The sequence below is a fragment of the Nocardia sp. CNY236 genome (genome assembly GCF_000482385.1).
GTDB lineage: Bacteria > Actinomycetota > Actinomycetes > Mycobacteriales > Mycobacteriaceae > Nocardia.
In genome coordinates, this window is sequence record NZ_KI519395.1 from 1 (window position 1) to 26,468 (window position 26,468).

24 protein-coding genes and 1 pseudogene are annotated in these 26,468 nt (G+C 64.8%); 13 read left to right on the top strand and 12 right to left on the bottom strand.

The annotated features are described in order from the left end of the window. Positions 1 to 1,227, bottom strand: a 1,227-nt coding sequence (locus K940_RS30185) for an AMP-binding protein (RefSeq protein WP_155981104.1), incomplete at its 3' end; no start/stop codon positions are given. Between the two features lie 46 nt (positions 1,228 to 1,273). Next, on the bottom strand, positions 1,274 to 1,750 hold the full coding sequence (locus K940_RS34210) for a hypothetical protein (RefSeq protein ID WP_081706616.1): 477 nt from the start codon (positions 1,748 to 1,750) through the stop codon (positions 1,274 to 1,276). An 89-nt stretch (positions 1,751 to 1,839) separates the two neighbouring features. Between K940_RS34210 and K940_RS30190 the strand changes: the two genes are divergently transcribed. Next, positions 1,840 to 2,376 (top strand): YbaK/EbsC family protein, encoded by a 537-nt coding sequence (locus K940_RS30190; protein WP_196812356.1) that lies wholly within the window; start codon positions 1,840 to 1,842, stop codon positions 2,374 to 2,376. 402 nt (positions 2,377 to 2,778) lie between these two features. On the opposite strand, the gene aspS is transcribed toward K940_RS30190, so the two are convergent. From aspS to tnpA, 4 genes and pseudogenes are all read right to left on the bottom strand, one after another. Then, positions 2,779 to 4,542 (bottom strand): aspartate--tRNA ligase, encoded by a 1,764-nt coding sequence (gene aspS, locus K940_RS0124185; RefSeq protein ID WP_231390501.1) that lies wholly within the window; start codon positions 4,540 to 4,542, stop codon positions 2,779 to 2,781. Between the two features lie 170 nt (positions 4,543 to 4,712). Further along, complete coding sequence (locus K940_RS0124190; RefSeq protein WP_028479586.1) at positions 4,713 to 5,213, bottom strand: SRPBCC family protein; 501 nt, start codon at positions 5,211 to 5,213, stop codon at positions 4,713 to 4,715. Beyond that, positions 5,210 to 5,572 carry a helix-turn-helix transcriptional regulator gene (locus K940_RS0124195; RefSeq protein WP_036530213.1) on the bottom strand — a complete coding sequence of 121 codons (363 nt, stop codon included), beginning with the start codon at positions 5,570 to 5,572 and terminating at the stop codon, positions 5,210 to 5,212. Before K940_RS0124195 ends, K940_RS0124190 begins: the two co-directional genes overlap by 4 nt. 369 nt (positions 5,573 to 5,941) lie before the next feature. Continuing rightward, positions 5,942 to 6,351, bottom strand: a pseudogene (gene tnpA, locus K940_RS30195) (IS200/IS605 family transposase); the annotation flags it as partial. A gap of 22 nt (positions 6,352 to 6,373) precedes the next feature. Here tnpA and K940_RS30200 point away from each other — a divergent pair. Continuing rightward, positions 6,374 to 6,934, top strand: a complete 561-nt coding sequence (locus tag K940_RS30200; RefSeq protein WP_036530216.1) for a helix-turn-helix domain-containing protein — start codon at positions 6,374 to 6,376, stop codon at positions 6,932 to 6,934. On the opposite strand, the gene K940_RS30205 is transcribed toward K940_RS30200, so the two are convergent. Continuing rightward, on the bottom strand, positions 6,871 to 7,665 hold the full coding sequence (locus tag K940_RS30205) for a zinc-binding dehydrogenase (protein ID WP_081706617.1): 795 nt from the start codon (positions 7,663 to 7,665) through the stop codon (positions 6,871 to 6,873). The genes K940_RS30200 and K940_RS30205 overlap by 64 nt on opposite strands. Positions 7,666 to 8,008: 343 nt before the next feature. Here K940_RS30205 and K940_RS30210 point away from each other — a divergent pair, with 343 nt between their 5' ends. Together K940_RS30210 and K940_RS0124225 are read left to right on the top strand one after the other, a co-directional pair. Beyond that, positions 8,009 to 10,276: a tetratricopeptide repeat protein gene (locus K940_RS30210; protein WP_369797536.1), complete on the top strand. Its 2,268-nt coding sequence runs from the start codon at positions 8,009 to 8,011 to the stop codon at positions 10,274 to 10,276. Between the two features lie 81 nt (positions 10,277 to 10,357). After that, a complete protein-coding gene (locus K940_RS0124225; protein WP_028479588.1) occupies positions 10,358 to 11,065 on the top strand; it encodes a MerR family transcriptional regulator in 708 nt (235 codons plus the stop codon). A gap of 35 nt (positions 11,066 to 11,100) precedes the next feature. Here K940_RS0124225 and K940_RS32715 read toward each other — a convergent pair whose 3' ends face one another. After that, complete coding sequence (locus K940_RS32715) at positions 11,101 to 11,475, bottom strand: hypothetical protein (RefSeq protein WP_155981106.1); 375 nt, start codon at positions 11,473 to 11,475, stop codon at positions 11,101 to 11,103. A gap of 212 nt (positions 11,476 to 11,687) precedes the next feature. Beyond that, positions 11,688 to 14,156, bottom strand: coding sequence for a phosphoketolase (locus tag K940_RS0124240; RefSeq protein ID WP_081706620.1), 2,469 nt, complete (start codon positions 14,154 to 14,156; stop codon positions 11,688 to 11,690). A 204-nt stretch (positions 14,157 to 14,360) separates the two neighbouring features. Between K940_RS0124240 and K940_RS0124245 the strand changes: the two genes are divergently transcribed. The 5 genes from K940_RS0124245 (at position 14,361) to clpX (ending at position 19,745) form a co-directional block, all read left to right on the top strand. Continuing rightward, positions 14,361 to 14,861, top strand: a complete 501-nt coding sequence (locus K940_RS0124245) for an FKBP-type peptidyl-prolyl cis-trans isomerase (protein ID WP_028479592.1) — start codon at positions 14,361 to 14,363, stop codon at positions 14,859 to 14,861. A gap of 263 nt (positions 14,862 to 15,124) precedes the next feature. After that, entirely contained in the window at positions 15,125 to 16,501 is a 1,377-nt protein-coding gene (gene tig / locus K940_RS0124250; protein ID WP_028479593.1) for a trigger factor, read from the top strand. 246 nt (positions 16,502 to 16,747) lie between these two features. Beyond that, positions 16,748 to 17,335: an ATP-dependent Clp protease proteolytic subunit gene (locus K940_RS0124255; protein ID WP_028479594.1), complete on the top strand. Its 588-nt coding sequence runs from the start codon at positions 16,748 to 16,750 to the stop codon at positions 17,333 to 17,335. Positions 17,336 to 17,405: 70 nt separating this feature from the next. Then, positions 17,406 to 18,074 (top strand): ATP-dependent Clp protease proteolytic subunit, encoded by a 669-nt coding sequence (locus K940_RS0124260; RefSeq protein ID WP_028479595.1) that lies wholly within the window; start codon positions 17,406 to 17,408, stop codon positions 18,072 to 18,074. Between the two features lie 390 nt (positions 18,075 to 18,464). Next, on the top strand, positions 18,465 to 19,745 hold the full coding sequence (gene clpX / locus K940_RS0124265; protein ID WP_028479596.1) for an ATP-dependent Clp protease ATP-binding subunit ClpX: 1,281 nt from the start codon (positions 18,465 to 18,467) through the stop codon (positions 19,743 to 19,745). Between the two features lie 95 nt (positions 19,746 to 19,840). Here clpX and K940_RS0124270 read toward each other — a convergent pair whose 3' ends face one another. After that, positions 19,841 to 20,221: a nuclear transport factor 2 family protein gene (locus K940_RS0124270; protein WP_028479597.1), complete on the bottom strand. Its 381-nt coding sequence runs from the start codon at positions 20,219 to 20,221 to the stop codon at positions 19,841 to 19,843. A gap of 253 nt (positions 20,222 to 20,474) precedes the next feature. Here K940_RS0124270 and mihF point away from each other — a divergent pair, with 253 nt between their 5' ends. Both mihF and K940_RS0124280 read left to right on the top strand, forming a co-directional pair. Beyond that, positions 20,475 to 20,789 carry an integration host factor, actinobacterial type gene (gene mihF, locus K940_RS0124275; protein ID WP_028479598.1) on the top strand — a complete coding sequence of 105 codons (315 nt, stop codon included), beginning with the start codon at positions 20,475 to 20,477 and terminating at the stop codon, positions 20,787 to 20,789. Positions 20,790 to 20,918: 129 nt separating this feature from the next. Next, positions 20,919 to 21,434 carry a GNAT family N-acetyltransferase gene (locus K940_RS0124280; protein ID WP_028479599.1) on the top strand — a complete coding sequence of 172 codons (516 nt, stop codon included), beginning with the start codon at positions 20,919 to 20,921 and terminating at the stop codon, positions 21,432 to 21,434. Positions 21,435 to 21,520: 86 nt separating this feature from the next. Here the strand turns inward: K940_RS0124280 and K940_RS0124285 are convergent, their stop codons facing one another. Continuing rightward, a complete protein-coding gene (locus tag K940_RS0124285) occupies positions 21,521 to 23,071 on the bottom strand; it encodes a glycerol-3-phosphate dehydrogenase/oxidase (protein WP_028479600.1) in 1,551 nt (516 codons plus the stop codon). Positions 23,072 to 23,095: 24 nt separating this feature from the next. Further along, on the bottom strand, positions 23,096 to 23,761 hold the full coding sequence (locus tag K940_RS30215; RefSeq protein WP_231390502.1) for a TetR/AcrR family transcriptional regulator: 666 nt from the start codon (positions 23,759 to 23,761) through the stop codon (positions 23,096 to 23,098). A 177-nt stretch (positions 23,762 to 23,938) separates the two neighbouring features. Here K940_RS30215 and K940_RS0124295 point away from each other — a divergent pair, with 177 nt between their 5' ends. Next, on the top strand, positions 23,939 to 25,516 hold the full coding sequence (locus K940_RS0124295) for an FAD-binding oxidoreductase (protein WP_028479601.1): 1,578 nt from the start codon (positions 23,939 to 23,941) through the stop codon (positions 25,514 to 25,516). Continuing rightward, on the top strand, positions 25,513 to 26,466 hold the full coding sequence (locus K940_RS0124300) for a diacylglycerol kinase family protein (RefSeq protein WP_028479602.1): 954 nt from the start codon (positions 25,513 to 25,515) through the stop codon (positions 26,464 to 26,466). The genes K940_RS0124295 and K940_RS0124300 overlap by 4 nt, the downstream gene beginning before the upstream one ends. Positions 26,467 to 26,468 lie beyond the last annotated feature (2 nt).

Consider the following 26,468-nt stretch of genomic DNA (forward strand, 5'->3'; position numbering starts at 1 on the left):
GGATTCCGGTTCTACGATGGCGATTTCGGTATCCATGACGGTATGTCCACAACCGACCAGCTCGATCGTTCCTTCCCCTTCGGCGGGCAGCACCTTCCGTCGGCCGAGGGCGGACTCGTCGAAGCTCGCCACGGAAAACGCGACATCCGATGTCCCGGATGTGACCTTGAGCGTCGCTTCGGCCAGTCCATATCCTGGAGTGACCGCAGTTGCCGGTAGCCCGTGCGGCTCGAACGCTTCTTGAAAACGCTCGAGTGTCGCTTTGCGCACTGGCTCCGCGCCGTTGCTCACCAGCCGCCAGCTACTCAGGTCGAGTTCGGCACGCTGGCTCGGCGTCGTCTTCGATACGCACAGGTCGAAGGCGAAGTTCGGTGCACCGCTGTGTGTTCCGCGGTAAGTCGAGACCGCGGACAACCAGCGGATCGGACTCTTCACGAACGTAGCCGGCGCCATCAGCACCGCCCTGGTGCCGGAGTAGATCGGCATGAGTACGCCACTGACCTGTCCGAAGTCGTGAAAATGTGGAAGCCAGGACACCAGGACGGTCTCGGTGTCGACGCCCCACCCGTACCCCAGCTCGTCGCACTGCCGCAGCATCATCTCGTGCTCCACGATCACCCCTTTCGGGGTCGATGTAGACCCGGAGGTGTACTGCAGATATGCGATTTCGGATTCCGAGGATTCCATCCCTTCGATCGGTAGCACCGTTTCCGTTATGTCATCCGAAGCCATTCTGGGTAACGATTTGACATACCACTTGTCATCGAGCTTCTCCATCTCGGAGACAACATGTTCAGTACTCAGTACCATGCTCGCCGAGCAATCTCGGGCGACTATGTCGACATGCTCGATACGATTTCGATGCGGAGGGAAAAGCGGGACGGCGACCGCGCCTGCGTATAGGCAGCCATAAAACGAAACGATGTAGTCGAGGCCCGGCGGATGGAGCAATAGTACACGGTCTCCTTTCGAGATCGTGCCCTTCAGATTGTGTGCAATCGCTTGCGCACGCTGATCCAGTTCGCCATATGTGAGCAAATCGCCCTCATTTCCCTCTTCGTCGAGGAAAATGAATGCTGTGTCCGAATCATGGCTCTCGACCTGCGATTTCAGCAGGTCGATCCAGCTATGAAAGGCGATACACCCATTCGACGGTGAATTCTCCATGAGTACCTCGACATATCGCATCGTCTCCGCGCACGGGAGTCGAAAGCCGCGAAATAGCATCTTGTTCGAGGGTGCTTTTTCCCGGTTGCACGGCGCGCTCGAACGGTTAGCCGTCCCAGATCCGGGTGTACTGGTCAAGCACCCGGGCGGCTTTGAGAGCTAAATACCGATCGCGGGGAAAGATCCACTTGTCCGTAACCCCCTGTAACAGGGAAACACCCCCAAGAACGTAGCCGAGATCGCAAATTCCGTCAAGTGACGGCCGTGAATGCCGGGTTTTCACCGGGGAAAGGTATGTAATCAATGGCATCGAGCTCGGACTCGTCGAGTGGGGGTGTTGTACATCGAGAAGCTCGAGAGCAGAGGTTGTACGAGTGTCGATGCGGACCACGGAAAATATGCGGCCGATCACACGGATCTCCATGTCGATGTCGATGGAGCGGCGTTTGGATCGTATCCAGCCGTTCAGCCACGCCACGGTTCGTTCGACGACCCATCGGCGTCGGCCGAGGTAATCGTTGCGCTCGATGCCTTCGCCGGTGATGCGGGCGGTGATGTCGCGTTTGCGACGGACGACCACCACTGTGGCAAAGGGTGTTACGAGTTGTCTCGGCCGGCTTCGTCGAATGCCTACCGTCACCTGGCGTCGAGGATGGTGATATCAACGTGGCTGTGACTGTTCACCCTGTCGTATCGTTGCCCGGCACCCCTGCAACTGCCCTTGCCACCTCGATCCCGGTCGCGGTCGTGGACGCGATCGCGGGTATCGACCATCATGCGTTCGATATCGATCCCGACGCGTCGGACACCGCGGCGTTCAGCGACCGGTATGGATGGCCCGGTGACCGCTGCGCCAATACGATCGTGGTCGCCGGCAAGCGTGGCGATGCGGTGACCTACGCCGCATGCGTGGTGCTTGCCAGCTGCCGGCTGGATGTCAATCGGGCGGTGAAGAAGACTCTCGATGTGCGCAAAGCGTCTTTCGCCGCTGCCGGTGAGGCAACCTCGCGCACAGGTATGGAGTTCGGCGCTGTCACCCCATTCGGTCTCCCAGCCGACTGGCCGATACTGGTCGACCATCGGGTCGTCGCAACGGAGGTGGTCGTCGTCGGCGCGGGTGCCCGCGCAGCGAAACTCGTTGTCGCGGGATCGGCGATAGCGACGCTACCGACCGCCCGCGTCATCACCGATCTGGGCCTCCCCCGCTGAGTCCACAGCCATCCATCGAAATCGACTGGCGCCGAGTTCCAGAGGCGACTGGGGTCCCCCTGCTGGGTGATCCGTTCGGGTAGTCGATGCCGCGAGCCGGTGCCCGCGAGTCTCTGCGCAGGCCCGCGGTTTGGGTGACTATTCGAAACGCACAGGTATCCGGCGTGTGGTCAGCGGGTCATACAACTGGTGAGATACGGTGCAACTACTTTCGAAACCACTGCCGTGGACGAGTTCTCGCCCAACCGGGTAACCATTCCCGTGGCCCGGAATCCGGGTCGTCGACGTCCTGGCCAGCCGGTGAACGGCGTCGAGTGCCGCGGTGCTGGTCACCGGTAGTAGGTGGCCTCGGTGACCTGCGTACCCACGGGCGCCTACCGCTGTGTTCGGGGGTGCGGCCGGCTACTGCGTCTTGGGGACGCGTACGTCGATGTGCAGCTCGCGTAGTCGCTGGGGTCCGATCTCCGTCGGCGCGCCCATCAGCAGGTCTTGCGCATTCTGGTTCAGCGGGAACGCGATGGTTTCGCGGAGGTTGCGCTCATCGGCGAGCAGCATGATGATGCGATCCACCCCTGGCGCGATTCCGGCGTGTGGCGGCGCGCCGTACTGCAGGGCGCGGATCATGCCACCGAAGTCGGCATCGACGTGCGTCTTGTCGTAGCCGGCGATCGCGAATGCCTCGTACATGATCGCCGGGTCGTGGTTACGGACTGCTCCGCTGGATAATTCGATGCCGTTGCAGACGATGTCGTACTGCCACGCCAAGATGTCCAGAGGTTCGCAGTTGCGCAGAGCGTCCAGCCCTCCTTGGGGCATGGAGAAGGGGTTGTGGGAGAACTGGATCGACCCGTCGTCGGCCTTCTCGTACATCGGGAAGTCGACCACCCAGCAGAACCGATACGCATCCTCTTCGAAGATGCCCGCTCGGCGGGCCGCTTCGACGCGAACGTCGCTCATGACCCGTGCCACGTCGGCCTCGTGGCCGGCGCCGAAGAATACTGCGGTCCCCGGTCTACCGTCCACTGCCGCAATCAGTTTGTCGGTGACGGTCTCGGTGAGGAACTTCGCGATCGGACCGGACAACGCATGGTCGTCACCGATCTTCACCCACGCCAGACCTGCTGCACCTTGCTCGACGGCGAACTCGGCGAGCTTGTCGTAGAACGAGCGTGGCTTGTCGGCGACATCGTGCACCGCCACAACGCGGACGTGCTCGTTCGCGAAGGCCTTGAAATCGCTGTCGCGGAACAGTTCCGACACATCCACCAGTTCCAGCGGAGAGCGCAAGTCGGGTTTGTCGGTTCCGAATCGGCGCATCGCGTCGCGGTAGGCGATGCGTGGGAACGGGGCGACGGTTCCCCGGTCGGGCGCGAACTCGGTGAACAACTCGACGAACACCTCCTCCACGACTCCGAACACGTCCTCCTGTTCGACGAAGCTCATCTCGATGTCGAGTTGGTAGAACTCCCCGGGGGAGCGGTCGGCGCGGGAGTCCTCGTCGCGGAAGCAGGGCGCGATCTGGAAGTAGCGATCGAACCCGCTGATCATCAGCAGCTGTTTGAATTGCTGTGGCGCCTGCGGTAGTGCGTAGAATTTGCCGGTGTGGTTGCGGGAGGGCACCAGGAAGTCTCGTGCTCCTTCGGGGCTGGTCGCGGACAGGATAGGGGTCTGCATGTCGAAGAACCCGCGGGCGGTCATCTTCTGCCGGATCGAGGTGATGACCGCCGAGCGGAGCAGGATGTTGTGACGCATCCTTTGGCGTCGCAGGTCGAGGAACCGGTAGCGCAGCCGGGCCTCCTCGTTGACCTTTTCCTCGGGAAAGATGTGGAACGGTAGCGGCGCGCAGGTGCCGAGCACATCCAGTGTCGTTACCTCGACCTCGATCTCGCCGGAGGCGATCTCGGGGTTGACGTTCTCCGGGGCGCGACAAAGCACCTTTCCGTCGACTCGGATCACCGATTCCTTCGGCAGGTGGCTCAGCTGTGCGAACACCTGCGACTCTGGTCGGGCGACCAGTTGGACGATGCCGTAGTTGTCACGCAGGTCGATGAACAGCACGCCGCCGAGGTCTCGCCGATTGTGCAGCCATCCGGACAGCCGCACATCGTGGTCGACATCCGACGATCCCAGCTCGGCGCACGTGTGGGAGCGGTATGGGTGCATCATCCATCCGTGAGTTGGGGAGACAAGGCGGTTACGCAATGTGTTGGGTCGGGTCGAACGCTATGTCGCCGGCCGATGCGCTTTGGCGCAGCACCCAGCAGCGTATCGCGAACCACGACAAGCAGAGGGCATAGAAGAAAAACACTCGAACTCGGCCAGCTGCGACGCGGGCATCAGCGTGCTCGATCTTCGTAGTATTCTCGTTGGGCCGGAAAGTAGTCGCCGAACGCCGGGAGCGGCACGCCAGAGATCGACGCCACCAACTGATCGAGGTAGTACTCCCAGCCTGGGCCGATCTCACCGATCGTCGTCAGGTCGACGCGACACATGACGAAGCGGAGCTCGGTCCGTTCCCCTGCACTGGTCAGATCGATTGAGATGTCCCAGGGTTCGTTCTCGTCGGTAATCAGCACCCTGAGCCTTTGCGGGGCATCGCACTCGGTGATCTCGACGTCGGACCAGGGTGAGGATTCCTCGAAGCCGAGTTGGAGTTTCACTGTTTCGCCGAGGGCGCCTGTGCCCTCCCATCGGCCGATCCAGCGGGCTGTGCGTTGGGGTTCGGTGATGCTGACCCACGCGTCCTCGATCGACCCCGGCAGAGTGCGGGTGACGACGAGGTCGTGCCCGTCGGCGGATGGTACGAGTCGGCCGGTCGGCGTAGGGGTGGTGGTCATGCTGGCTTCTCCTTGATATCGGATGTCGATTCGGCTCGCGTGGTGCGTCGTTCGCGTCTGGTTCTGGCGACCTCTGTTGCCAGGGCGTCGAGCCGGCCCGCCATGGCGGGCCGGAGCAACCGATCGAGGTAGGCGGCGACTTCGGTCAGTGGTTCGGTGCGTAGGGCATAGATGCGTTGTCGCCCGGCGGCAGTCACCTCGACCACGCCGCATTCGGTGAGGATCCGCAGGTGCTTGCTCACAGCAGGGCGGCTGATCGCGAAGTACTCGGCGATCGCGCCAGCGGTCAGGGGTGCAGTGTGCAGGAGGTCCAGTATTTCCCGGCGTACCGGATCGGCAATGGCTCGGGCTCCCTGCATGGCAAAAGCGTAACCAATCGGATACATATTTTCAATGGCGGCACCGGTGATATGTCTTTCCGGAGCATGTCGGCGCCGGCTGTCGAATACCGTCGCCGGTGAACCGGTCGACCCCGTCGTGCAGCGGTCCCGATGCGCCGACCATCGGTCCAACGCCACGATGGGGTGGCCAAACGACCGAATGCACGCCCTCGCGATATCGCGACCGAGGTCCTCGCCGAACTCACCTCCGCGACCTGGCCTTCTCCACGGAAGTCGCTGGACCCGGATTCATCGACGTGACGATCCGTAATGACCGAGGAACGTAGCGCGCAAGCCCGGTCCTTCAGGGCCGGGTTGGCGCGTCAACTTCCCTTTCTCGGGGCCACCAGGCCGTCTCTGGTCTTCGATGTATTGCTTCACAACACTGAGCGGGGCACCACCGCAGGAGGCTGCGAAGTAGCTGGGGCTCCACAGGTGTCCGTTCATGCTGTGCTGGTTGATCCAGTAGCGGAAATCATTGCGCGCTTGCGGGCGGAGACGCCCTTGAGACTGTTCACCAGTTTCGAGATTGCAACCTTGGGAGGGTATTCGATCAGGAGGTGGACGTGGTCGTGTTCGCCGTTGAACTCCACCAGCGCGGCATCGAAGTCCAGGCATACGTTGCGCATCACATCTTCACAGAGCTCGAGCAGTTCATCGGTGAGTACGCCGCGCCGGTACTTTGTTACGAAGACCAAATGAACATGAAGTATGGAAACTACGCTGCGGCCGCGTCGAAACTCAGGCTCCTGTGTCATAGACCACTGATATTTTCGGAACGTGCAGCTGCGATACAACTACCGTGTCTATCCGACGCCGAGTCAGCGCGGCGCGCTGGCCCAGGCGTTCGGGTGTGCGCGGGTGGTGTTCAACGACTGCATCCGGCTTCGGCGGACGTCCCACGCGGCCGGGGTGAAGATCAGCGATACCGACGTGCAGAAGCGTGTGGTCACCGTCGCGAAGGCCACACCGGAGCGGGCCTGGCTGTCGGAGGTGTCGTCGGTGGTGCTGGTGCAGGCGTGTCAGGACGCGAGGGTGGCGTATCGCAACTTCTTCGACTCCCTGTCAGGCAAGCGCAAGGGCCGCGAACTGGGAGCTCCCAGATTCCGGTCACGCAAAAACAACCGGCAGGCGATCCGGCTCACCCGCAACGGATTCAGCCTGCGCCCGAACGGGGCACTGTATGCCGCGAAGATCGGCGAGCTCAAAGTCGCATGGTCACGGGAGCTTCCCTCGCAGCCGTCGAGCGTTTCGATCATCAAGGATGCCGCCGGCCGCTACTTCGCCTCGTTCTGCCCGAAATCTTTGCGCAGCTCGTCGTCCCAGCTCGCAGTGGAGTAGTTCACGAGGGCGTCGGCGCCCAGTTGTTTCGCTGCGGAGAGTTTGTCCTCGGTGCTGGCTGCAGCGACGACCGTGGCGCCAGCGTTCTTCGCGAGTTGCACCAGGATGCTCCCCACACCACCTCCAGCTGCCTCGACGAAAACTACGTCGCCACTCGAAAGGGCAGCAGATTCCACGATTCCCACCGCAGTGGAACCCTGGCCGTGCAGGGCGAGAGCCGTATGATCGGCGATCCCCTCGGGGAGGAGGTAGACGGCCGCAGCCGGCGCTGTGGCAAGTTCAGCGTATCCGCCTGCGGTCGGTACGCCCGTGACGACCCGGCGGCCGACCAGATCCGAATCGACGTTCGTCCCGACGTCCACGACGGTGCCTGCGACTTCGAAGCCGGGACCGAAAGGCAGCGATGGTTGTGGGAACCACCCGAAGTCTTTCAATGCACCGGAACGTATTTGAATATCAGCGTAACTCACACCCGCCGCAGAAACCTCTATCATGACGTTGTCAGCAGACAGTCGAGGATCGGGAACTTCCTCGACTGTCAGAACGTCTGGCGTGCCGAACTCGTGGAATCGAATCGCTCGCATAATTCCTATACATTCCCTCTGATCAACGAAATATGCAGCCACCAGTCCATTCAGCGGCGTTACGCCAGTGTAGGGGGACGTGACCGGAGCGGCCAGGAATCGTCGGTGGATTCCCGCGAAGACCTTTGCCGGGTCGAACGGGAACATGGCTGTTGTGCCGCAATGCTGGGGAAGCGAAGGCTTCGCCAGCCGATCCGGAGCCGACGTCGGCTGAGGTCGCCCCGATACGCGACCATGGTCTGGAACATACTCCGGTGCTCGGGAACAATGTCCATATGTATCGACCAGCAGACCCGCGCGAAATTCGTGTCCGATGGCGGGTTTGACTCCCCCGCCGAACGATCCGAATGCATCCGACAACCCCCACACGCGTCCGTGGGCAAACCGTCGCCGACGCGAGACCGAAGCGCCTCGGCGAGGTTCTCATCCTTGGGCTACCCGGCACCTGCACACCACCGAAGGCCCGGAACAGTCCTCCACCGTGCAGGATGTGCAGCAGCCGAAACGCCATGGAGCCGAGGACAGGTCTGCAACCACCCGCGGGTCGGCAACTGCCCGGGTAGCGGTCTCCGAGCAGACGGTGAGTACCGGTGGTCGGCGGGTCGGAGAACCCGCCTCCCAGAGTGGTCCGAGGCGCGAGGCACGCTCACGACCGAGCGGTCGACGATTGGGTGGCGGCTTGGTACCCATGCCCGTGGTGAGCCCGCTGCATCCTCGTCACGCGGTCATGCAGAACCCGGAAGTTCCGGCACGTAAACGTTTCTGCTGGAAGTGTCACGCACCAGCCGGTAGAGCCACCGCGGATGGTCCGGGACCGGCCGAGGGCGAGTGTGCCGAATGTGGCTCGGCATTCAACTTTCGGCCCGCGCTCCAGCCGGGCGAGATGGTGGCCGACCAGTACGAAGTTCAGGGCTGCATCGCATACGGCGGGCTGGGTTGGATCTACTTGGCCATCGATCGCAATGTGAGCGACCGCTGGGTGGTACTCAAGGGCCTGCGCAATCCGCTCGACTTCGAGGCGCACGTGGTCGCCCTCGCCGAGCGGCAATTCCTGTCCGAAGTGACCCATCCCGGCATCGTCACGATCCACAACTTCGTCGAGCATCGCTGCGGGCGCGCCCGGGCCGACGGCTACATCGTGATGGAATATGTCGCTGGTCGCTCCTTGAAACCGGTACTCGAATCGGCATCAGCGGACCGACTCCCGGTCTCCGTGGCTATCGCCATCGTCATGGAGATCCTGCCGGCGCTGGACCACCTGCACTCGATCGGGCTGGCACACAACGACCTCAAGCCCGACAACATCATGGTCGGTGAAGACGAGGTCAAGCTGATCGACCTCGGTGCGGTCGCCGTGTTCGAGTCCTTTGGCAGTATCTACGGCACTCCGGGCTATCGAGCACCGGAGATCACCGAGACCGGGCCGACGGTGGCTTCGGACATCTACACTGTCGGGCGGACCCTGGCCGCCCTGATACTGGAGCTGCCGAAAGGCGCGGATGGCTATCATCTGCCCGGTATTCCCTCACCGGACCGTCAGCCGCTGTTGCGCCGCCACCCTGCCCTGTACCGGTTGCTCCAGCGCGCGACCGAGCCCGATCCTCGACGGCGCTTTCCGACCGCCTCCTCGATGTACGATCAGCTCGCCGGCGTGCTACGCATGGTACTCGCGGTCGACACCGATACCGAGCACCCGCAGTCGTCGCACGAATTCGGCTCCATGCGTGGTGATTTCGGCGTCGAGACACTGCTCGGGCAGGCGGATGGCATGGCCGACGGACGCCATCACGCACTCACCGTGGATGCGCAGAGTGTCGTCGCGGCCTTGCCGATTCCCGTGATCGACAGCGAGGACCCCAGCGCCGAGTTGCTGTCCACGTTGCTGCACGGTGACCCGCGGCACGCGCTCGACGCGTTGCGCCGCACTGCCGAGCGGATCGTTTCGGGGACGATCGACGAACCGGACACCTTCGAGCTGGAAGCCACGTTGACCGTGGTCCGTGCCCACCTCGACTTGGGCGAGGTGCTACCCGTCGGCGATCTCCTCGCCGACGTGCGGGCGGACCACGATACCGACTGGCGCGTCGAGTGGTATTCCGGCCTGGCCGCGCTGGTGGGTGGGCAGTACCAGCGCGCCTTCGAGGCCTTCGACCTGGTGCACGGCATCCTTCCCGGTGAGATCGCTCCGGCGCTGGCGGTCGCCGCCGCCGCGGAACTCGCTGCGTGCCACCACGAAGACGACAACGACCGGTGGCAACAGATCGCCGACGAGTACTACGGCATGGTGTGGCGGACCAACCGCGGTGTCGCGAGTGCGGCCTTCGGCTGGGCTCGTCGGCTCGCCGCCGGGGGCGAGCTACGCGCGGCAGTAAAGATCTTGGACCAAGTGCCCACGGCCTCCCGCTATCACGGCGTGGCGCAGATGACCGGATGCCTACTGTTGGCCTCCCAACCGACGGCGCAGACCTGCGAAGCGGACCTGCGCGCGGCGGCGCAGCGGCTGCACTCGGTCCCGGACGAACCGCGTGTTCCGCAGCTACAGGTCGTTGTGCTGGGCGCGGCGTTGCAGTGGGTGCGTGCGGGCGGCCAGGCGGCCGGGCCCGGCACGCTATTTCTCGGGTTCCCGTTCACCACCCTGGGGTTGCAGCGTGGGCTCGAGTCGCGACTGCGCGCTTTGGCCAAGATGGCGCCGGATCGTGTGCAGCGATACCGCCTGGTCGACGCGGCCAACCGCGTCCGGCCGAAGTCGTGGTGGTGACCAATTGGGTAGCCGGAAGATTGCAGGCCGCTGCCTGGGCAGCGCCGATGGTGGTGGTTGTGGGTGTGGTTTCCTTGAGGCATGGCCGCGGGTGTGGAATATACGATCGACGAGCTGGCGCGCGAGGCCGGTACGACGGTGCGCAGCCTGCGGGTCTATCACGAGCGCGGTGTTCTGCCGCCGCCGCAGGTCAAGGGCCGCACCGGGTTCTACGGCGCGGATCACCTCCAGCGCGTGCGAACGATCAGTCGACTGCTCGACCGGGGCATCAAGCTCAATGGCATCAAGGAATTGCTCAACGCTTGGGACCGGGGGGACGACCTCGGAGATGTCCTCGGTGTCGACGAGTCCCGAGCAGTCGAGACCGATTCCGCCGATGTCGGCGATACGGTCGCGGCCACCGAACTCGCCGAGCGCTACCGGGATGTGCCCGACGCTGTGGCGCGACTCGTCGCGGCCGGTGTGTACGAGCCTGTGGATGCGACGACCTATCGGATCGCACAGCCCCGGCTGGCGCGTGGTTTCGCCGACATGACTGCTGCAGGAATTCCGGCCGACGAGGTGTTGCGTGCGCTGGAGCAACTGCGGATCGATGCCGATCGGATCGCTCGCCGATTCGCGGACCTGTTCCGCCGTTCGGCGGGGGTGCGCTTCGGTGGTTCCGACCGAGAGGCTGCGGATGTCGCCGCTCTCGCACACCAGGTAGCAGGTACGCATGTCGTCGTGGGGGAGGCGGCAGCCGCGCTCGTCGGCAAGTTCGTTGCCGAGCATCTTGCGCAAGATCAGTAGCCTTCTCACACGCCGTGAACGGCGTGTCGGCGCGGTCACCGACACCACGCCGCCTGCGGGCGGCACACGGTATAGCCGCTGCCGTCCGAACGGGGCACGGGTGACCAGGTCGTGCTGCTGGAGCCATCGCGCGGACCGGTATCGGTCGGTGCGGTCTGGGCGCGCTGCCGGTGGTAGTCCCGTCGCGCGGAATCGTGCTGGTTGTTCAGCAAGGGGTTGCGATCGCGGTGGTGGTAGCCCATGGGGTCGATGTGGTGTCGCCCAGTGGTGTCGCCTGCGTCACGTGGGGACGAAACAGTCCACAGCGGCGCGGCGGTCGCGACGCTCGCCGTACTGGCGGTGAGCGCGGCAACGACTGTGACACACAAGAGCAATCGCCGGGTGATGACACGAGCGCCAACGGCGTTCATCGAGGTCTCCGTTCCGGAGTCGGGCTGCGCGCGCGGCGGCGAACAGCTGGTCATCGTGCGTTTCGGGTTCAGCTCGCCATGCTGGGATCCCGGATCGGTGGCCCGACCGGAGACACCCGCTGTTCGTCGTGGTGCGCAACCACGACAGATGGCGCAATTCCTACGTGCTGTCGAACTGTTCTTGCTGGTCGAACGGGGGTCGGATACCCGACTCAGCCGTGGTCGTGCGGCCACGTCCAGTCCGTGACCGCAGGGATGTCCGCTCCGTGCTCTCGGGTCCATGCCCGTGCGGTCCAGCGTGCATCGACCATTTCCTGCCGAAGCCTGGCGGCCCGCTCCCGCAGGCTGGGCACTCGATCGATCACATCCATCACCAGGTGGTAGCGATCGAGGTCGTTGAGCATCACCATGTCGAACGGCGTCGTCGTGGTGCCACGTTCCTTGTAGCCACGCACGTGTAACCCCGTGTGGTTGACGCGCCGATAGGTCAGCCGGTGGATCAACCACGGGTAGCCGTGGAAGGCGAAGATCACCGGCCGGTCACGGGTGAACAGCGTATCGAATTCGCTGTCCGGCAGGCCGTGTGGGTGTTCGTCGTGCGGCTGCAGGCGCATCAGATCCACCACATTGACCACGCGGACGCGCAATTCGGGTAGTCGTTCGCGCAGGATCGCCGCGGCAGCCAGGGTTTCCAGTGTGGGCACGTCGCCTGCACAGGCCAGCACCACGTCGGGGGCGGTGCCGACGTCGTCACGATGGCAGGCCCATTCCCAGATGCCGATGCCGCGTCCGCAGTGGGCGGCCGCGGCCTCGACCGACAGCCAGTCGGCCTGTGGCTGTTTGCCCGCGACCACGACGTTCACATAGTGGCGCGACCGGAGGCAGTGATCGTAGGTGGAAAGCAGCGTATTGGCATCCGGCGGGAGATAGACCCGCACGATCGAGGGCTTCTTGTTCAACACCACGTCCAGGAAGCCTGGGTCCTGGTGGGTGAACCCGTTGTGGTCCTGGCGCCAGACATGTGACGACAACAGATAATTCAGGCTGGCGACCGGACGCCGCCAGGGCACCGCCGCGCTGGCGTCCAGCCATTTGGCATGCTGGTTGAACATGGCGTCCACGATGTGGATGAACGCCTCGTAACAGGTGAAAACACCATGTCTTCCGGTCAGCACATAGCCTTCGAGCAGCCCTTGGCACATGTGTTCGGACAGCACCTCGACCACGCGGCCGGCGCGGTCGAGTTTCTCGTCTCGGGAGTCGATCTCGGCCTGCCACGCGCGTCCGGTGACCTGGAGAATGTCTTGCAGGCGGTTGCTGGCCAGCTCGTCGGGCGCGAAGGTGAGAAAGTTGTCCGGGTTGTTGCGGGTGACCTCGCTCAACCATCCGCCGAGCACTCTGGTCGCTTCGTGCCGGGATGCCCCGGGGACGCTCACCTTCACCCCGAATCCGCGCCAGTCCGGCAAGCGGAGGTCGCGGACCAAGGTGCCCCCGTTGGCGACCGGGTTGGAGCTCATCCGGCGGTCACCGACCGGCACTTGATCGCACAGCTCCGATACCGGCTTGCCCTTCTGATCGAACAGTTCCTCCGGGCGGTAGGACCGCAACCACTGCTCCAGGACCGCGCGATGCCCCGGGTCGGTGCGCGGGGCGGGCAGCGGGACCTGGTGCGCGCGGAAGGTACCCTCGACGGCAGTGCCGTTCACCAGGGGAGGGCAGGTCCACCCTTTGGGGGTGCGTAGCACGATCATCGGCCAGGCCGGCCGCTCTCCGTCGGCGCCGCCGCGCGCCGCGCGCTGGATCTGCGCGATCCGTTCGAGCGCGGCGTCCGTCGCCGCGGCCATGGCCTGGTGCACCGGCCCGGGATCGTCGCCTGCGACGACCAGCGGTTCGTAGCCGTATCCGCGCAACAGTGCCAGCAGCTCGGGTTCCGGAATCCGCGCCAGAATGGTCGGGTTGGCGATCTTGTATTCGTTCAACGCCAGAATGGGCAATACCGCGCCGTCGCGGGCCGGGTTGAGGAACTTGTTCGCGTGCCAACTCGTTGCCAGCGGCCCCGTTTCCGCTTCACCGTCACCGACGACGCAGAACACAGTGAGATCGGGATTGTCCAGTGCGGCGCCGAACGCATGGAGCAACGAGTAGCCCAGCTCCCCACCTTCGTGGAAGGAGCCCGGTGTCTCCGGGGCGCAATGACTGGGCACGCCTCCGGGAAAGGAGAACTGGCGAAACAGTGCGCTCATTCCAGCGGCGTCCTGCGGAATGTGGCTGTAGAGCTCGGAATAGGTGCCCTCCAGCCAGGCACAGGCGTTCGGCCCGGGTCCACCGTGCCCCGGACCCGCGACGAAGACCGCATTCAACCCGCGTTGCCGAATCGCGCGATTGGCATGGGTCCATACCAGATTCAAGCCGGGTACGGTGCCGAAGTGGCCGAGTAGACGCGGCTTGATGTGCTCGGTGCGCAGCGGCTCGCGCAGCAGCGGGTTGGACATCAGGTAGATCTGTCCGACCGAGAGATAGTTGGCCGCTCGCCACCACGCGTCGATCGAGGTCAGTTCGTCGGCCTCCAAGGGACCCCAGGCGTTCGCGAGTCGATAGGGCTGCGGAGCAACGGTTTTCGTCCCGGCGCGGTCGACATCGTCGGCTGATGGACCGCCGCCTGCACTCGCCGTATGGGTCATGCGTCGCTCTCCTCACGCTCGAGGCCTCGGGACAGCGACTACGCGGGCCGCTGGTTCAGGACGTGCTCGCCTGCCGACCGAAATCGGCAACACCGAATGGAGAATCACCTGCCAGCCTAGCGGTGTCGTCGCCGGCAGATGGCGCGATGGGGTCGAGCAGAGCCGATCTCGGCTCGGTGCGCGAGGTGGTCTATGGTCCGCACCATGCACATTCTCGGACGGATCATTGCGGCCGGCGCCCTGACAGTCACGACAATCGCGCTCACGGCGTGCAGTTCGGAGGAGACGGCCTCCAGCGAGTGCACCGCGGCCGACATCGACGTGAGTGGGGACTTCGGCGCCGCGCCGACGATCGTCATCCCCGACGATTGCGACCCGCCCAGTGAGCTGATCGTCGAGGACCTCGGCGCCGGCAGCGGCCCGGGTGCCACCCCGGGTCAATCCCTGACCATGAACTACGCATTGGTCACCTGGTCGGACAAACGGACATTGGACAGCTCGTTCAGCCGCGGCGAGCCGTTCCAGCTCACCCTCGGCGCCGGCCAGGTGATCGATGGCTGGGATCAGGGCCTGGTCGGCGTCCAACAGGGGGCACGCAGACTGCTCATCGTGCCGCCGGAACTGGGCTACGGTGAGGGCGGTCAAGGCGTCGCGCCGAACGAGACGCTGGTCTTCGTTACCGACGCGGTGTCCGTTGGGGACTGACGGTTGCCGCGGTGGCGAGTGCGGCCACCGCCGAGTGGAGGCCGATTCGGCCGGTCGACTAACCTGGTCGGGATACGTGGCCTATGCCGCATCCTGGTCGTCTCGGCCGAGGTCGGGAGCCGGTTCGCAGTAGTCGGCGCCGGCAGGGTGTGCAGTGGCCAGCGTAGGTTCGCTGCGCTCGTGGCTCCGTCCTGCGGGGTGCGGGGTGCGGCGCACACATCGCAACGTCGACCCAGTACGAACAACGAACAAGGAGCATGTCCGTGAAGAGCACCGTCGAGCAGCTGAGCCCGACCAGGGTCCGGATCAATGTCGAGGTGCCCTTCGAGGAACTGAAGCCGGATTTCGACCGCGCCTACAAAGAACTCGCCAAGCAGGTACGTATCCCGGGCTTCCGTCCGGGAAAGGCGCCGGCGAGGCTGCTCGAGGTTCGCCTGGGCCGCGGCGCGATTCTGGAGCAGGTCGTCAACGACGCGCTGCCCGGGCGCTACGGCGAGGCCGTCACCACCTCCGAGGTGAAAGTCATCGGGCAGCCCGATATCGAGATCACGAAGATCGAGGACGGCCAAGAGCTCGCCTTCACCGCCGAGGTCGACGTGCGTCCGGAGATCGAACTGCCGGACTATGCGAGCATTGCGGTCACCGTCGACGCCGTCACCATCGGTGACGAGGACATCGAGGACCAGTTGCAGTCGCTGCGTCAGCGCTTCGGCACGCTGACCGGCGTCGAGCGCCCGACGGCAGAGGGCGACTTCGTCTCCATCGATCTGTCGGCGACCGTGGACGGTGAGGAAGTGGCCGATGCCTCCACCACCGGTCTATCGCACGAGGTCGGTTCCGGTCAGCTCATCGACGGTTTGGACGAAGCGCTGGTCGGACTCGGGGCCGGAGAATCGAAGGAGTTCACCTCGAAGCTGGTCGCTGGCGAGCACGCGGGCAAGGACGCGGTCATCACTGTGACGGTGCAGACCGTCAAAGAGCGCGAGCTGCCCGAGGCCGACGACGAGTTCGCTCAGCTCGCCAGCGAATTCGACACGCTGGAGGAGCTGCGCAGCGACCTGCGCGGGCGGGTCGAGCGCGCCAAGAAGGTGGAGCAGGCGGGCGAGATTCGCGACAAGGTGCTGGAGGCTCTGCTGGAGCGTGTCGAGGTTCCGCTGCCGGAAGGCGCCGTGCGTGCCGAGATCGACGCCGTGACCCACGACGCGGTGCACCAGTTCGATCATGACGATGCCAAGTTCGCCGAGGCACTCGCAGCGCAAGGCAGCACTCGTGAGGAGTTCGACGCCGACACCAAGGAGGGCGCGGAGAAGTCGGTGAAGACTCAGCTGCTGTTGGATGCGGTCGCCGAGGCGGATGACACCCAGGTCGGCCAGGACGAGATCACCGAGCGGATTCTGTTCCAGGCGCAACGCTACGGTTTGTCGCCAGAACAGTTCATTCAGCAAGTCCAGCAGGCCGGCCAGCTCGGCGCGATCTTTGCCGATGTGCGCCGCGGCAAGGCTTTGGCCGGAGTGGTCGGCCAGGCCACCGTCACCGACTCGGCGGGCGACGCGGTCGACACCACCGAAATGTTCGGTAGTCCCGAGGATTCCGCTGACGAGACCGAGGCCGAGGAAGCAACCTCGACGAGCGCAGAATAGATCGGAACAATTTCATGGAATACCAGCGTGGTCGCTACCCGAGGGGTGCGCTGATTGCGCTGTGAGCGAAGAAAGGGCGGTACCGGGAGTTCGGTGCCGCCCTGCTTCGTTAATGTTTGTGAGGTCAAGTCGGAGACGCCCCGAGCCTTCGGGCGCCGCGGATCCGACCCGTGAGGGCTATGTGGCAATCCGCAACGAGCCGGTGAGAGAAGGCAGGTATCCGTGACAATCAATCAGGCAGGGGTCATGACAACCGCGACTGCTGGTCTCAACCTCAGTGATTCGGTGTACGAGCGCCTGCTGCGTGAGCGCATCATCTTCCTCGGCACCCAGGTGGACGACGACATTGCGAACAGGATCTGCGCGCAGATCCTGTTGTTGTCGGCCGAGGACCAGACCAAGGACATCGCGCTCTACATCAACTCGCCGGGCGGCTCCGTGACCGCCGGTATGGCCATCTACGACACGATGCAGTTGGCCGAGTGCGATGTCGCGACCTATGGTCTGGGCCTGGCAGCGTCGATGGGACAGTTTCTGCTCACCGCGGGCACCCCGGGCAAGCGGTTCGCGTTGCCGCATGCGCGGATCATGATGCACCAGCCGTCGGCGGGCATCGGCGGTTCCGCGGCCGACATCGCGATCATGGCCGAGCAGTTCGCGCACACGAAGCGGGAGCTGAACGAGTTGCAGGCGCGGCACACCGGCAAGACCGTGGAGCAGGTCACCGCCGACGCCGACCGCGACCGGTGGTTCACCGCGGCCGAAGCCTTGGAGTACGGGTTCATCGACCATGTGATCAGCCACGCGAAGCAGGTCAACGGCGCCAAGAAGTAACGCACCGGATCACCCATAGGCGCCCCGGACGGGCGAACGTCCGGACGCCGCACCGACTTTGGAGACGAAGATGGCCAATTCGATCGACCCGCGCGCCGCCGTGTCCGGCATCGCACCGCAGAGCCCGCAGGCGCGCTACATTCTGCCGTCGTTCATCGAGCATTCGAGTTTCGGCGTCAAGGAGTCCAACCCTTACAACAAGCTGTTCGAAGAGCGCATCATCTTCCTCGGTGTGCAGGTGGACGATGCTTCGGCGAACGACGTCATGGCGCAGTTGCTGGTACTCGAGTCGCTGGATCCCGATCGTGACATCACCATGTACATCAACTCGCCGGGCGGCTCCTTCACTTCGCTGATGGCCATCTATGACACGATGCAATACGTGCGCGCGGACGTTGCCACGGTCTGCCTCGGACAGGCCGCGTCCGCGGCGGCGGTTCTGTTGGCTGCGGGCACTCCGGGCAAGCGGGCCTGCCTGCCCAACGCCCGGGTGCTGATCCATCAGCCGGCTCTGGAAGGCGGCATTCAGGGCCAGGTGTCGGACTTGGAGATCCAGGCTGCGGAGATCGAGCGGATGCGCCGTCTGATGGAGACCACCCTCGCACGACACACCGGTAAGGACGCCGACACCATCCGCAAGGACACCGATCGGGACAAGATTTTGACGGCCGAGGAGGCCAAGGAGTACGGGATCATCGATACGGTGTTCGACTACCGCAAGCTCAGCGCACAGAAATAGTAGCTATATCCGTCGCTTCCGGGGTATATCGGCGGTGAGGGCGAACTGCCGATCCGGCGGTCGTTCGCTCGTAGGGCGCTGCACAACAGGGAGGTCCGGTCGGGTAGCGGATGCAGGCGTGCCGCCCGGCCGGAGGTCGTTCGGGTCGTCGAATGGGCGCACCGATCTTCGCCGGTCGTGACAACACGCACAACCTGCGCGAGAAACCTGGCCGAGTTGTCGACCGCCATCCCGCACACCGGGTACGGTCAACCTAGGGGCCTTCGCTCTCGGTTGACGGCATGCCCACCAGGACCGACACAGTCGATGCGTGTGCGGCTGCGAAAGCGGTGGACAACTGGCAATCTGGACGGACGGTTGCACGCGGACAAGGAAGTAGGGACCCACGAGATGGCGCGCATCGGAGATGGCGGCGATCTGCTGAAGTGCTCGTTCTGCGGAAAGAGTCAAAAGCAGGTCAAAAAGCTCATTGCGGGACCGGGGGTATATATCTGCGACGAGTGCATCGACCTCTGTAACGAGATCATCGAAGAGGAACTCGCCGAATCCAGTGAGGTCAAGCTCGACGAGTTGCCCAAGCCTGCCGAGATCAGGGATTTCCTGGAGAACTACGTCATCGGGCAGGACACCGCCAAGCGCACCCTCGCCGTGGCCGTCTACAACCATTACAAGCGCATTCAGGCCGGTGACAAGGGGCGCGACAGCCGTGGTGAGACGGTCGAGTTGGCCAAATCGAACATTCTCATGCTCGGTCCCACCGGCTGCGGCAAGACCTATTTGGCCCAGACCTTGGCGAAGATGCTGAACGTCCCGTTCGCCATCGCGGACGCCACCGCGCTCACCGAGGCCGGCTATGTCGGAGAGGATGTGGAAAACATCCTGCTGAAGCTGATCCAGGCCGCGGACTACGATGTCAAACGCGCCGAGACCGGCATCATCTACATCGATGAGGTCGACAAGATTGCCCGCAAGAGTGAGAATCCCTCGATTACCCGTGATGTTTCCGGGGAGGGCGTGCAGCAGGCGTTGCTGAAGATTCTGGAAGGAACCCAGGCGAGTGTCCCACCGCAAGGTGGGCGTAAACATCCGCATCAAGAGTTCATCCAGATCGACACCACCAATGTGCTGTTCATCGTCGCCGGCGCATTCGCTGGCCTGGAGAAGATCATCTCCGACCGCACCGGCCATCGCGGTATCGGCTTCGGCGCCGAAGTCAAGTCCAAGGCCGAGGTCGACACGACAGACCACTTCGCCGAGGTCATGCCGGAAGATCTGATCAAGTTCGGGCTGATTCCCGAATTCATCGGCCGGCTCCCTGTGGTCGCCTCGGTAACCAATCTGGACAAGGAATCGCTCGTCAAGATTCTGTCCGAGCCGAAGAACGCGCTGGTCAAACAATATGTCAGGCTGTTCGAGATGGACGGGGTCGACCTCGAGTTCACCGACGACGCACTCGAAGCCGTTGCGGATCAGGCGATCTTGCGCGGTACCGGAGCGCGTGGCCTACGGGCGATCATGGAAGAAGTCCTGCAACCGGCGATGTACGACATTCCCAGCCGGGACGATGTCGCGAAGGTTGTCGTCGATGCAGACACCGTCAACGACAATGTGCTGCCGACCATTGTGCCGCGGAAGGCACAGCGGCCGGAGCGTCGGGAGAAGTCGGCGTAGTCTACTCGCGGCCGCGTAGCAGGTGTCCGGGCGCCAGGGCCGGGCGGATATCTACTACGCGGATACTCGTATGCGTTATCTCCTCGGTCGGGGAACTACTCCACACGGTCTACTCGGGTGTTGTCTTCGCCCCAGTACGCCCGCATTCGGCAGATCCGACCTTCGTCGTCGAACTCCATCACATCAATCGGTGAAACCACGATGCGCTGCTCGCCGACGGTGGTGACGACGGTGAACGAGAAGGCTGCCGCATTGCCGGCGATCCGAATGTTCTCGGGCCGCAATTCGGTTTCCCGATCCAGCGGGGTGAGCATCTCGTAGAACTCGCGAATGGCTGCATGACCTTGCTTGGGCGGCGTGCCGACCGGGTCTTCGACGACTGCGTCGGGTGCATACAGCTCGACGATGTCCTCGATCGGGCCCGATGCGACCAGCTTGACGTATTGCTCGACGACATCGCGGATCTGTGTGGCCATCGAAACTCCTTCGAAGTGGAACATGTTCTAAAACAGAGCCTAGCAACGGGGTTGGGGGACTGCGGCCACAATGGCCTGTGAGCCCCGCCGGGTCGCCGGGTCGGGCGTTCGTTGCCGAGAGACTGGGAAGCGAGGAAGCTCCTCGCTATTTCCGCTGCTCGTACCCGGTGTGTCGAGCTTCGGCTCGTGATGCGGTGCGGTTTACTCGGTCCGGTCAACCAGATGTCGAGTGACGAGTGGAAGCGGAGGAGACATGGCACTGCCTACCATGACCGCGGAACAGCGCACCGAGGCGTTGGCCAAGGCGGCCGCGGTCCGCAAGGCGCGTTCCGAACTGATCGGCAATGTGAAGGCGGGCAAGGTCTCGGTCGCGGACCTGCTCGAGCAGGCCGAATCCGACGAGTTGGTCAAGAAGACCAAGGTGGCCGCGGTGATCAAGGCCCTGCCCGGCGTCGGTCCGGTGAAGGCAGCGAAGCTGATGGACCAAGCCGAAATCCCCGAGGATCGCCGGATCGGCGGTCTCGGCGCCCGCCAGCGTGCAGCGCTGCTCGCGGCATTGCAGAACTGACCTCGACACGGCGGACGGGTGGCCCATGTGGACTCACCGGATCACGCCCGTGGTGATCGCCCACGGGCGTTCCGGTCGTCGAGCGAAATTCGCTTCCGTACGTCGTCGAGACCAGAGCACAATCGTTCGATGATTCGACTCGCCACCGACAGCGATCTGCGCATACTCCCGGACATAGAACGCGCGGCAGGCACACTGTTCGAGCCCATCGGTATGTCGTCGGTAGCCGAACACGAGCCTGTCCCCGTGGACACTCTCAGGGTGTATCAGCAAGCCGGGCGCGCCTGGGTTTGGGGCGGCGACGGGCCGATCGGCTACCTACTGGTGTCGGCCCTCGACGCCAGTGCCCATATCGACCAAGTTTCGGTCCGTCCCGAGTGGGCCGGTCGACGCATCGGCAAGCAACTCATCGACCGAGCAGTGTGCTGGGCAGCGGAGGAGGGGATGCCGGCGGTCACGCTCACCACGTTCACCGAAGTGCCCTGGAACGGGCCGTATTATGCGCGCCTCGGCTTCCGCTACCTGTCCGACGCAGAGCAGACCCCCGGATTGTGCGCGGTGCGCGCCGCGGAACGGGCTCGTGGTCTGGACCGTTGGCCGCGCGCGTGCATGCGTGCGGAACTTGCCGAGTGGGCCTTGGGCTGACCCGTGCCGAGTTGTCGAACGCCAGCACCCCGCCGCCACGTTCACCCATGGACCTGGGCGCAGCGCGCGCGGTGGGATGCGCCCAGCTAGATGAGCGTGGCGAACGCCGCTTCGGCGGCGGAATCGGCCGCCGCTCGATCAGCGGGGACCAGCCCGATACGTGTGCGTCGGTCGAGAAGGTCGTCGGTGCTCAACGCTCCCTCGTGTGTGACCGCGAACGCGAATTCGGCCCCGACCACGTCGATTCCGGGCGCCACCGGTTCGGCCAATGCCCGATCGCGCAGCATCGCGGCGTGCACGGTCGCCGCCTCGGTGCCGTAACGTGCGATCAATGCCGGTGGAGCGGCCAGATGATCGTGGGCCGCGCCGGAGACCGCGCCCACCAATGGCAGTCGCCGGGTTCGGCACGGCCCCGCGGTCAGCCCGCCGAACGCGATCGCGGCGTCGACCGCGTCTTCGGCCATCTTTCGATAGGTGGTGAGCTTTCCGCCGACAATGGTGACGATTTCGGTTGGGGAATGCAGCACCGCATGCTTGCGGGAGATGTCGGCGGTGGCGTCGTCGTCGGTTTGCAGCAGCGGACGCAGTCCCGCGAAGGAGCCGAGAATATCGGTGCGCGCCAACGGTTGGCCCAGTGCGGGGTTGATGGTGTCGAGGAGGAAGTCGATCTCGGCGTCGCTCGGCTTCGGTTCGTCCGGTGCTGGCCCGGGCGCATCTTCGTCGGTCAGGCCCAGATACACCCGGTCGTGCGCCGCCGGGAACGCGAAAACGAACCGACCGACACTGCCGGGTACCGGGACGGTCAGCGAGGCGGTGAGTCCACCGAAGGATTCGCTCGAGAACACCAGGTGCGTGCCCCGACTCGGGCGCAGCCGGATACTGGAATCCACCTGGTCGGCCCACACGCCGGTGGCGTTCACCACGGCGCGCGGCCGAACCACGAAGGTCTCGCCGGTCAGTGTGTCGCGCAGCATCGCCGAGCGCCCGGTCACCTCGAGGGCTTCGGTCCGGGTCAGGACTCGTGCACCGTGCGCCGCCGCGGTGCGCGCCAGTGCGACGACCAAGCGCGCGTCGTCGACGAGTTGGCCGTCCCAGGCCTGCAGTCCGCCGCGCAGACCGGCGCGGCGGACGGTCGGTGCGAGGCGGACTGCTTCGGCAGGGGTCACGCGCCGGGAACGAGGCAGGATCGCCGGCGAGGTTCCCGCCCCGCGCCGCAACAGATCGCCGGCCAGGAATCCGGCGCGCACGAGTGCCGCTCGGGTCGCGCCGACGTCCGGCAGCAATGGCACCAGCTGTGGAAGTGGACGGACCAGATGCGGCGCTGTCGTGGTCATCATGATGCCGCGTTCCACCGCGCTCTCATGCGCTATGCCGACCCGGCCGCTGGCGAGATAGCGCAGGCCGCCGTGCACGAGTTTGGAACTCCAGCGACTGGTACCGAAGGCCAGATCGTGCCGCTCGACGAGCACGGTGCGCAGCCCCCGGGCGGCGGCGTCCAATGCGGTTCCGGCGCCGGTGACGCCGCCGCCGATCACGAGCACATCGATCTCGACCCCATCGCCGATCTGGGACAGATCGGCTGTGCGACGCGTTGCATTGAGCGCAGAATCTCCGGGGGGTGCCGAGTGCGAGGTCATGGCGATGCCTTTCCGATCCGGGGACTATCGAGCCGACTGGAAATCGTCGAAGTCGGACTCGTTGGGACGGTGGTCGACTGTGTCCCCGAGGTGAGCACGGTCGTCGAGATACCCGTCGATTGCGTGACGAAGTTCGGTGTCGAGCTGGTCGGCCGGGAGCAGCGGCGCGACGGTACGTGCCGACTGCACCGTGGACTGCGCGATGAGCAGCAGCATCGTGGCCATCTGGTCGGGATGGCCGCGGCGCACGGAACCATCTCGCTGGCCTTCGCGGATGCTTGCCGCGAACAGGTCGATCAGCGCGCGTTGGTTCCGGCCCAGTCTGCCGAACACGTACGTGAGCATCAGGTCGGTGTCGGCGCGAAAGATCTTGCCGAACAGCGGATTGGACCGGACGGTCGCGGCTCCCGAGACCACCCCCTCGACCAGCTTGGTTCGCCCGTCACCGGTGGTCGGCATGGTTGCAGCGACGATGTCGCGCAGCTCGCGCACCAGCAAATCGGCTACCAAGGCGCCGGTATCCGGCCAGCGTCGGTAGACAGTCGGTCTGCTGACGTTTGCCCTGCGCGCCACCTCTGTCAGCGTGGTACGGCGTATGCCGAATTCTTGTACGCATGCACGAGCCGCGTCGAGGATCGTGAGATCGGTCGTCGAGAGCGGATGCTCGACGTCAGCGCCAGAAGCGATCACCGTGTCACCACCGGTCGTCGTTGGCCGGCGGCATCGACCCCGACCAGGAGGAACATGTCGAATCCTGATTACTACTTGACAGTATATGTCAAACTGTAACGCATGGTGCAAACGCAGCAAACCGGCGGCGACCCCGCTGTCGCCGCAAAGTCGAGCGTGAGCGGACCAGCGCCGAGTATGGTCTGGGATGCTTGGGGTATCCCGGCTGGGCAGCGGCCACTCTCGGAGCGAGTGCGTGACCTGCTGAGCCAGGTGTTCGGGGTGTCCGGCAACCCTATGGCACATCGCGATGAGGGTGAGGTGCCATTGCGTGCGTCGGCACTGACGCCGGCGCAGCGCGGCGGGTTGGCCGCGGTGGTCGGCGACGGAAACGTCTCGACCGACCACCGCGTCCGCCTCCTACACGCAGGCGGCAAGAGCACACCCGACCTGCTGCGTCGTCGCGCCGAAGGCCCGCAGGACGCGCCCGATGCCGTCGTCACCCCCGCCGACCACGACGAGGTTCTCGCCGTACTGACCTACTGTGCCGAGCATGCGATCGCGGTGGTTCCCTTCGGTGGAGGCACCAGCGTGGTGGGCGGTGTCGAGCCCTTGCGCGGCCACTTCGAGGTCGTCATTGCACTGGACCTGCGCCGACTGGACAGGGTTGTCGACGTCGATCCGGTCAGTGGCACAGCGACCCTGGGTGCGGGCCTCACCGGTCCATGCGCGGAGGAACTGCTCGGCGCCCACGGGCTGTCGCTGGGCCATTTCCCGCAAAGCTTCGAATTCGCCACGATCGGCGGTTTTGCGGCGACCCGGTCGTCCGGACAAGCCTCCGCGGGTTACGGCCGCTTCGAGGACATGGTCCAGCGGCTCAAGGTCGCGACGCCGAGTGGCACGCTCGAGCTCGGGCGAGCTCCCGCGTCGGCCGCGGGTCCCGACCTGCGCGAATTGTTCGTCGGTTCCGAAGGCACGCTCGGGGTGATCACCGAAGTCACGCTTCGGGTGCACCCCGTGCCGGAATCCGTCGTCTACCAGGCATGGTCGTTCGCCGACTTCGACACCGGCACTGCCGCCTTGCGGGCACTCGTGCAGGCCGGGGTGATCCCGACGGTGCTTCGGCTGTCCGACGAGGTGGAGACCGGAATGAACCTGGCTCGTGCCGGCGATGTCGGCGGTGAGTCCGTTGCCGGCTGCTTGGCCATCACCACCTTCGAGGGCAGTGTGGCGCAGGTCGCCGGGCGCAGCGCGCAGGCGGCCGAGCTCCTGTCGGCAGCCGGAGGTACGGATCTGGGGCCGACTCCTGCTCAGGAGTGGGAACACGGCCGATTCGCCGCACCCTACATGCGCGACGCGCTGCTGGATGCCGGTGTGTTGTGTGAGACGTTGGAGACCGCGACCACCTGGTCGAACGTGGCGGCGTTGAAGGTGGCCGTCACCGCGGCACTGACCGACTCGCTTGGTGAGCAGGGCACGCCCGCGCTGGTCATGGGGCACATCTCGCATACCTATCCGACCGGAGCGTCGCTGTATTTCACCGTCGTCGCCAAGCAACTGGACGACCCGCTCACCCAGTGGCTGGCGGCCAAGCGCGCCGCCGGCGACGCCATGGCCGCCGGCGGCGGCACGATCACGCACCATCACGCTGTCGGTATCGACCACCGTCGGTGGTTGCCGGGCGAAGTCGGTGATCTCGGTGTGCGCGTCCTTCGGGCGGTCAAGGCCGAACTGGATCCAGCCGGTGTCTTGAATCCCGGAAAGCTCGTGCCGTGAACGGACACCCGTCCGATCGGGCGATCGTCGTCGTCACCAATCCGATGTCGGGGATGGGGAGGGGACGGGAGGTCGCGGATGCTGCGATCGCCCGGTTTCGCGCCCACGATGTCCAGGTGATCGAGGTACGCGCCAACTCTGCCGCCGAATCGGTGCGGCACGTTCGCGACGCGCTGGCCGGTGCGGTGCCACCGGAGTCGGTGGTGTGCGTGGGTGGTGACGGTCTGATCCACGCGACACTCCCGGCGGTCGCGCAGACCAGCGTCCCACTCGGCATGATTCCGGCCGGAACCGGTAACGATCTGGCCAGGGAACTCGCGGTGCCGACCGACGACCCCGCTGCTGCCGCCGACATCGTCCTGCAGGGGAGGACCCGAACCGTCGATCTGGGCCGGATCGAGTCCGCCGCGCCCGACGGGTCGCCGGTCTGGTTCGTGACCGTGCTCGGCACGGGGTTCGACGCGCGTGTCACGGTGCGCGCCAATACGATGCGCTGGCCGAAAGGTAGATTGCGCTACGTTGCTGCCGCGTTGGTCGAACTCTCCGGTCGATTGACCGTCCCATACCAGGTCGAACTGATTGGCGCGGTGACCGACGGATTGACCAGTCCCGGGGTGGGTTCTCGATTGGAGACCACAGCCGTCATGGTCGCCATCGGCAACTCGCGCACCTACGGTGGCGGGATGCTGATCTGCCAGGATGCGATCATGGACGACGGCCTGCTCGACGTGACGGTGGTGGGCGCGTTGTCGCGGCCGCAGATGTTGCGGCTGCTGCCGGCGTTGTCGGCCCGCAAACGCCAGCAGCATCCAGCGGTCCAACAGTTTCGTGCCGAGGCGATCACGCTCACCGCTCCGGGAGCACCCGCGACTGCCGACGGTGAGCCGGTCGGCTCGTTGCCGATCACAGTTCGTGCCGTGCCTTCGGCACTGACGCTCCTGGTGCCCTGAGC